General features: G+C 58.6%; 1 protein-coding gene. It reads right to left on the bottom strand.

Going from position 1 to position 232, the window contains the following annotated elements; all coding sequences use genetic code 11:
* On the bottom strand, positions 1-232 hold a 232-nt coding region (locus HMPREF2865_RS11350; RefSeq protein WP_141752553.1), incomplete at both ends, for a hypothetical protein.

Raw genomic sequence — 232 nt, 5'->3', positions numbered from 1 at the left:
CTTGGGCGTAGGCGGGGGAATGGGCCAGCATCTCCTGCTGCCGTTGTGCGTCGCTTAGGCTGAGGTAGTGTTCGTAGCTGCCGTCGTTTTGTTCTTTCAGACGGCCTTCGTAAGCGGCCTGTTGTTTTTCCAGCTCTTGGGTCGCGGCTTTGGCACGGTTGCCCCTATAGGTGCCGACGGCACTGTGGATGGCGGCAGTCGATTGGGCAATGGTTTGCTGTTTGTCGAGTAG

It is taken from the genome of Neisseria sp. HMSC073G10 (assembly GCF_001812605.1).
Lineage (GTDB): Bacteria > Pseudomonadota > Gammaproteobacteria > Burkholderiales > Neisseriaceae > Neisseria > Neisseria subflava_A.
This window is presented reverse-complemented; position numbering and strand designations above follow the sequence as displayed.